This window comes from Mycobacterium sp. 1465703.0 (assembly GCF_001672975.1).
Lineage (GTDB): Bacteria > Actinomycetota > Actinomycetes > Mycobacteriales > Mycobacteriaceae > Mycobacterium.
On record NZ_LZKU01000092.1, the window covers coordinates 1 to 6,672 of the forward strand.

Here is a 6,672-nt window from a genome sequence, read left to right on the forward strand (position 1 = left end):
TGGTGGTCGGGGCCGGGCCGACGGGTGTGGAGTTGGCCGGTGAGATCGTCCAGCTGGCCGAGCGCACCCTGGCCGGCGCATTCCGGACGATCACTCCCAGCGAATGCCGCGTCATCCTGCTGGACGCGGCGCCCGCGGTGCTGCCGCCGATGGGACCCAAACTCGGGCTCAAGGCGCAACGGCGGCTGGAGAAGATGGATGTCCAAGTTCAGCTCAACGCGATGGTGACCGCAGTCGATTACATGGGCATCACCGTCAAGGAAAAGGACGGCAGCGAGCGCCGCATCGAATGCGCGTGCAAGGTGTGGGCGGCGGGGGTGCAAGCCAGCTCACTGGGCGCGATGATCGCCGAACAATCCGACGGAACCGAAACCGACCGCGCCGGCAGGGTGATCGTCGAGCCCGACCTCACCGTCAAGGGACACCCGTACGTCTTCGTCGTCGGTGACCTGATGTCGGTGCCGGACGTCCCCGGCATGGCGCAGGGCGCGATCCAGGGCGCCAAATACGCGGCCACCCTGATCAAGCACGCGGTCAAGGGTCAGGACAATCCGGCCGAACGCAAACCCTTCAAGTACGTCAACAAGGGCAGCATGGCCCTGATCTCCCGCTACAGCGCCGTCGCACAGGTCGGCAAGGTGGAGTTCGCCGGATTCATCGCCTGGCTGGCGTGGCTGCTGCTGCACCTGTACTACCTGATCGGGCACCGCAACCGCATCGCCGCAATGTTCGCCTGGGGCATCTCGTTCCTGGGCCGCACCCGCGGCCAGATGGCCATCACCAGTCAGATGATTTATGCCCGTCCGGTGGTGGATTGGCTGGAGCGACAGGCGCAGGACGGCACGCTGGCGGCGGCCGAGCGCGTCGACTCGGTGGAAAAACAGGCCGGCTAGCTCAAGGCCCGGTCGATGTCGGCGATCAGGTCGTCGGTGCCTTCCAGTCCGACCGAGATCCGCACCACGCCATCGCCGAGCCCGATCGCCGCACGCCCCTCCGGCCCCATCGCCCGATGCGTGGTGGTGGCGGGGTGCGTCACAAGGGATTTGGCGTCGCCGAGATTGTTCGAGATGTCGATCAGCGCCAACTTGTCCAGCACCTCGAACGCCCGCTGTTTGGCAGCGCTATCCGGGCAATCCAGCGCGAAGGTGATGACCGTTCCCCCGCCGGCCATCTGCCGCTTGGCCAAGTCGTATTGCGGGTGCGAGGACAGATAGGGATAGCGGACCCAACTCACCGCCGGGTGGCCTTCCAGGAACTCCGCGATCCGGAAGGCCGACGAATTGCTGTATTCCACCCGGACCGCCAGTGTCTCAAGCCCTTTCAGCAACACCCAGGCATTGAAGGCGCTCATCGCCGGACCGGTGTGCCGCATCAGTTTCTGCACTGGGCCGTCGATGTACTCCTTGTCACCCAATATGGCCCCACCGAGCACCCGCCCCTGACCGTCGATGTGCTTGGTAGCGGAGTACACCACCACGTCAACCCCGAGCGGTATGCCTTGCTGCAACAGCGGTGTGGCGAACACGTTGTCCAACACCACTTTTGCACCGGCCGCGTGGGCAAGCTCGCACACCGCGGCGATATCCACCAGCGACTGCATCGGGTTCGACGGCGTCTCGAAGAAGACCGCCGTGGTGGGCACCGACAGCGCCTGCTCCCACTGCGCGAGGTCGTCGCCGTCGACGAAGACGGTTTCGACCCCCCACCGGGGCAGGATCTCGCTGCACACCACGAAGCACGACCCGAACAGGCTGCGCGACGCGACCAACCGGTCCCCCGCACCCAGCAGCGCACCCAGCGACGTGAACACCGCCGCCATGCCGCTCGCGGTGGCGAAGGCCGCCGGCGCCCCTTCGAGCAGCCGCAACCGCTCTTCGAACATCGTCACGGTCGGGTTGCCGTAGCGCGAGTAGACGAAGTGGTCCACGTCTCCGGTGAACGACTGCTCGGCCAGCGCCGCCGACTCGTAAACATAGCCCGACGTCAGATACATCGCCTCGGCGGTTTCGTCGAATCCCGAGCGCAAGAGTCCGCCGCGCACGCCGATGGTCGCTTGGCTGACTCCGTCCGGCAGCGCCGCGGGCGTTCGAACGGAGTCGTCGTCGGCTGGGGTCATCGCCTTTTCAGCCCTGTCTCCAGGGCAATCCGATGGCCCGCCAGCCGGTTTCGCCCCGGTGGCCGTTGGCGTCGAGTTGGCCCTCGAAGCCGTCCAGGATGTTGTAGGCCGGCGTGATGCCCAGCTCAGTTGCGACTTCGGCGGCTCCGATGGAGCGGTGCCCGGAGCGACACAAGAACAGCACCGGCCGCTCCTTGTCGGCCGGCGAGGCGACCTGTTCGCGCAATTGGTCGGCGAAATTGGCGTTGGGCTGCCCGTCGGCCGAAACCCACTCCAGGAACAACACCTCACGGCCGAGGCTGGACAGATCGGGCACACCGACGAATCGCCATTCGGCGTCGGTCCGCACATCGACCAGCACGGCGTTGGGGTTGTCGCTGAGCAGCTTCCATGCATCCAGCGGCGAGATGTCTCCCGCGTAGGAGCGCGCGCCCTCTGTGCTCATGCTCGTATTCCCTCGTTCTTCGTACGCGTTGTCAGCCACAGTATCCTTGCGGAAAGCGCCGCCGCCCGCGAGGGCTCCGGGCATCGCGGCCCTCACGTCGTGCTGTAGGCATGAGCACCGCTGACATAAAAGCCGACGTCAGGCGTCAGGACTGCTCGGCGTGAGCGACAACCCAGGCATCGACCTGTGTCCAGGTTCGTTCGAGCCAAGGCCCGATTCGAGGAGGCGGTGGAATACGAGCCGCTGGTATCACAACCGTGCGGATGAGCAACTGTCGATGAACGGGTAGCTGCCACCAGGGCCGGGCCCGTCCGTCGGCGCAGAAGCCGTTATGCGTTACCACCAGGACGTTGGCCTTCGGCGCTCCGGCCGCTGCGGCGGCAGCACCGCCACTGCGCGGCGGGAGTGTGTGGGATTGCCGCAACGCGCGGCGCGCAGCGCGCAACCCTCGGGTCGATCGGAGTTCGGTAATCGCTTTGCGCCATCGCGGCCAACTGAAATTCGCGCCCTCTGGGAAGAGCAGCATCGCCTGCCCGCCGTCCATCGACTCGGCCAGAGCTCGGATTTGTTCGCGTGCGCGGTCGCCGCGGCGCAGGAAGCATAGACATCCCAATTCGCCTGCGAAGTCAAGTACAGGCTCGCACTGCAAAACGGATTTGAGCACAATCTTCAAGTCGAACCCGTATTCGATCACAAGCAGCCACGCGACAAGGACGCTGTCTCCAGGGCCGCAATGCCGTGACAGCACGATCACCGGCTCATCGCGCGGAATGGTGTCCGGCTCCGCCGAGGCCGGCTCGAGTACCACCTCCACATCGAGGGTTCGGCGCACGGCGGCATAGACGGATGTGAGGATGTCCCGCATGAGTTGATCGCAGTCACGGTTGCCCTGTAAAAGCTTCACTAGTGTGCGGAGTTCGATGACCGCATAGGCCATCAGAAAAGCCACCGTGCGTGCAGGCCGACTCGACCGGGTAAGAAGTCCGGCAATACTTGCGCCGGTGAGCAGCAGTGGGCCCGAGATCAAGATGGAGACCATCAGGATGGTCACTAATGGCACGGTGAAAGCGCGACGCAGCACGGTCATTGCTGCGCCTTGAGATAGTCGCGGGTCGCCTCATAAGCCAAGTCGGCGCGTCCAACGATCCGGCGAGTGTCGGCGTAGCGGAGATTCGACCACATCGCCGACGACCGCTGCCCCAACCCGGTCGGAAGCACATGGACCGTCACTTTCGAACCCACCCGTTCCAGATCGCGCAGAAATCGATGCCGCCGCGAAATCTCGAAGGCGACGAACGCCGCCTCCCATAGGAATCGCGGCGCGGTGAGGTCCTCTTCCAAACGCCCGACATGCAAAACCCACACGGTGTCGGCGCCGCGTGCCACCGCTCGCTCGAGCGGGATGCTGTTCACCAGGCCACCGTCGAAAAAGTGCTCGTCGCCGATTCGCACCGGCGGAAAGACGCCGGGCAGCGCGCACGACGCAAGTACGGGCTCAACCAGCTCCCCCGAGTCGAACCAGTGCTCACGGGCACGCTCGATGCTGGCCGCCACACACTCGAACGGGACGGCGAGATCCTCGAATGTCCTCGCCGGCAGGTGGTCGTCCAGCATCCGGCGCAGTGCGCCATTGCCATGCAGCGCCGTTCTGCGGCTCACCAGGCCGGCTAAACTGCCGACCAGCGAACCGCCGAACATGTCGGCCCGGCCGAGTGCCTCCCACATCTCCAACAACCGTTGGGCGCCCTCCGGGGTCGGGTCCGCGGCGATGGCCGCACCGTTGATCGCTCCAACTGACGTCCCGCACAACAACTCTGGCTGCACTCCCGCCTCCAGTAGCGCGCGTGCCATGCCGACTTCGGCGGCGCCGAGCATGCCGCCCCCGCCGAGCACGAAGGCGTGGAACGTCATCTGGCAGGTATACCCACTGAGCCGGTGCGCACTCCGCTGCGATCTGGCCGGACGGGCTGGGCACAGCCACTCGCCCACCACACGGGCCGATGCCGAAACCACCAGGCCTTCAGGAAGTACGAGGTGATTCATTGCCACCCAACGTCGGACTCGGTCTTGTACGCGACCCGTAGCCGTTGTTCGGGCCGCTGGGTTTCCGCCCGCAGCGCGTCGGTGTAGTAGGTCTTATCGGCCTCGGTGAGGGGAGGCTGAACGATACTGCGGGGCCATAGGCGTCGCGCGCGAACGGCATCGACTTCCATCGCGTAAACGATGACGGTTGCCTGAAGCGCGAGCCAGGCCAGCAGCCCCAGGACGACGCCGAACATCCCGGCGACGGCCTGGGCGTGACGCAGTTGGTGGGTGACGATGACCCCGGCCGCGGTGAGCAGGACCTGCCACCCCAGCGCACTGATGAGAGCGCCCAACATCATGGAACGGGTCGACACCTGCCCGGCCGCCGCAACCCTGAAGAGGATGAGGAAAAAGCCGAAACCCAAGGCCGTCCCGACCCCGACGCTGACGAGCCGCGACGGTAGGCCACCAAAACCCAGCGATGCGGCGACCCCCGCGGCGGTGCCGGCAGCACCGGTGACTGCGACGATGAGGCCAAGCAGTAACAGCAGTCCGAGGGTCCTCGCATAGCGAGGAAAGAAGCCAGGCCGGTCGGCTTTCGGCACGGCCCAAACGGTGTTGAGCGTCTTCTGCAAGGCATGGGCGAACCCCCGGCCGCCAATCAAGGCCCCGCCGATCCCGACAACCAGGGACGGCAACGTGCCGCTGAGATGTTCCACTCCGAGCTGGTCGTGGATTTGGCCGCCGATGATGGGAAATTCTGCGAGCGCCGAACTTACCGCTTTCTGATGCAACCCGGGATGGCTGCGCAACGTCACCCCGACCACGGCGCTGAACGCCAACAGGAGGGGAAACGTCGCAAGGAATGAGTTGTAAGCCAGCAGCGAGACGAGGTGTCCGGCTTCGTCGTCGCCGAACTTCTTGATTACCGCGATCGGGAACCCGGCGACGGAGTGCCGCTGTTGCCAGCTGTCGAACCCCCGAACGATCCGCTCGGCCGGATTTGTTGCGGTATCGCTCATCGTTCATCCTTCGCCGTCCCGCCCACCCTTCGCAGTTGGATACCCGAAAACCCAACGCTTGCACCAACTATCAGTCGCCTCCGGTAGCTGCGGCGAATGCAGATTGGTGTCTATTGCCTGGTAGACAGGCGTTAAATAGTGCTCCCGGCGGGTACTCCTACTTCCAGTAAGGAGAGTCAACATGCGAGTGTTGAATGGATTACTGGGGACGGTGTTAGGCATCCTCACGGCTGTGCTCGGTGTGGTTTTAGGGATCGTGGCGGCGGTAGTCTGGCTCGTCGGCTTGGTGCTGTGCGTGACGGTCCTGCTGATTCCGCTTGGGATACCGGTCATGAAGCTTGGCAGTCGCCTCTTCACTCTTGCCGGTAATCTGATGCACATTCCCTGACGTGACCTAGGGCCTCGGTCGGAATTTGCGGCAGCGGTGGGCCGGAAGGCATCGCGCGGTTGGTCCGTGGGCCATCCGTGGCATGCTGATGGGTAACAGCGAGACCACTTGTGTCGCAAGGTCTTTCATCAACCATGGCGGATGCGACATGCCAGCGCCAGCTCTTCCGGCCGGGGATTCGAACAGCTCCGCGGTCACGCTCCCGATCTAGCTGGTGACGACGAAGTCATAGGGAGCAAGAGGCCCAAGCAACCTCAATTCGACCCGCTCACCCCAGTGTTCGGCAAGCCGATCCAAAACCGCTTCCAGATCCGGTTCGCTCTCGAGCGGAACAAGAAGGGCGACATGGACGGCGTCATATTCGTGCGTCGGAGGGCGGACATTAACCTCGGTGGCGAGTTCGTCCAGCACATCGACGACTATCTTGGTGTCGACCTGGCGCTTGTATTCGATCGCGTTGCCTATGTACTCGCCCAGCCCTATTTGCGAATTCCGCGACGCCTCATCAGGTTTGCTGCGAATGTCCTCGAGAAGAGCGCGGGCCTGATCGCTCTCCGAGACCACTTCGGCGATGATCACTTCCTCGTCGTAGCGGCCCCTGACGATGTATTGCGCGTGACCCTCAAGGGCACTGAGCGCTTGCGCGAACTCGTCGTGATGCTCACGCAGCAACTCA

8 protein-coding genes are annotated in these 6,672 nt (G+C 64.5%); 2 read left to right on the top strand and 6 right to left on the bottom strand.

The features are described from left to right. Positions 1 to 893, top strand: an 893-nt coding sequence (locus A5625_RS08600) for an NAD(P)/FAD-dependent oxidoreductase (protein ID WP_197516023.1), incomplete at its 5' end; no start/stop codon positions are given. Here A5625_RS08600 and A5625_RS08605 read toward each other — a convergent pair. From A5625_RS08605 to A5625_RS08625, 5 genes are all read right to left on the bottom strand, one after another. Next, positions 890 to 2,116: an O-succinylhomoserine sulfhydrylase gene (locus tag A5625_RS08605; RefSeq protein ID WP_066991581.1), complete on the bottom strand. Its 1,227-nt coding sequence runs from the start codon at positions 2,114 to 2,116 to the stop codon at positions 890 to 892. The two genes, A5625_RS08600 and A5625_RS08605, sit on opposite strands and share 4 nt — an antisense overlap. 7 nt (positions 2,117 to 2,123) lie before the next feature. Next, the gene (locus A5625_RS08610; RefSeq protein WP_066991584.1) at positions 2,124 to 2,561 is read right to left on the bottom strand and encodes a rhodanese-like domain-containing protein; all 438 of its coding nucleotides are present in this window, start codon (positions 2,559 to 2,561) and stop codon (positions 2,124 to 2,126) included. 145 nt (positions 2,562 to 2,706) lie between these two features. After that, positions 2,707 to 3,648, bottom strand: a complete 942-nt coding sequence (locus tag A5625_RS08615) for a 1-acyl-sn-glycerol-3-phosphate acyltransferase (protein WP_066991587.1) — start codon at positions 3,646 to 3,648, stop codon at positions 2,707 to 2,709. Then, entirely contained in the window at positions 3,645 to 4,472 is an 828-nt protein-coding gene (locus tag A5625_RS08620) for a patatin-like phospholipase family protein (protein ID WP_066991590.1), read from the bottom strand. Before A5625_RS08620 ends, A5625_RS08615 begins: the two co-directional genes overlap by 4 nt. Positions 4,473 to 4,600: 128 nt before the next feature. After that, entirely contained in the window at positions 4,601 to 5,608 is a 1,008-nt protein-coding gene (locus A5625_RS08625; RefSeq protein WP_066991593.1) for a YihY/virulence factor BrkB family protein, read from the bottom strand. A gap of 181 nt (positions 5,609 to 5,789) precedes the next feature. On the opposite strand from A5625_RS08625, the gene A5625_RS08630 reads away from it, so the two are divergent. After that, complete coding sequence (locus A5625_RS08630; RefSeq protein ID WP_066991596.1) at positions 5,790 to 5,996, top strand: hypothetical protein; 207 nt, start codon at positions 5,790 to 5,792, stop codon at positions 5,994 to 5,996. Between the two features lie 207 nt (positions 5,997 to 6,203). On the opposite strand, the gene A5625_RS08635 is transcribed toward A5625_RS08630, so the two are convergent. Further along, positions 6,204 to 6,672, bottom strand: a 469-nt coding sequence (locus A5625_RS08635) for a GvpL/GvpF family gas vesicle protein (protein WP_197516024.1), incomplete at its 5' end; no start/stop codon positions are given.

Coding starts and splice junctions, on each gene's coding strand:
- A5625_RS08605 (WP_066991581.1), bottom strand. CDS start 2,116: ATGACCCCAGCCGACGACGACTCCGTTCGAACGCCCGCGGCGCTGCCG.
- A5625_RS08610 (WP_066991584.1), bottom strand. CDS start 2,561: ATGAGCACAGAGGGCGCGCGCTCCTACGCGGGAGACATCTCGCCGCTG.
- A5625_RS08615 (WP_066991587.1), bottom strand. CDS start 3,648: ATGACCGTGCTGCGTCGCGCTTTCACCGTGCCATTAGTGACCATCCTG.
- A5625_RS08620 (WP_066991590.1), bottom strand. CDS start 4,472: ATGACGTTCCACGCCTTCGTGCTCGGCGGGGGCGGCATGCTCGGCGCC.
- A5625_RS08625 (WP_066991593.1), bottom strand. CDS start 5,608: ATGAGCGATACCGCAACAAATCCGGCCGAGCGGATCGTTCGGGGGTTC.
- A5625_RS08630 (WP_066991596.1), top strand. CDS start 5,790: ATGCGAGTGTTGAATGGATTACTGGGGACGGTGTTAGGCATCCTCACG.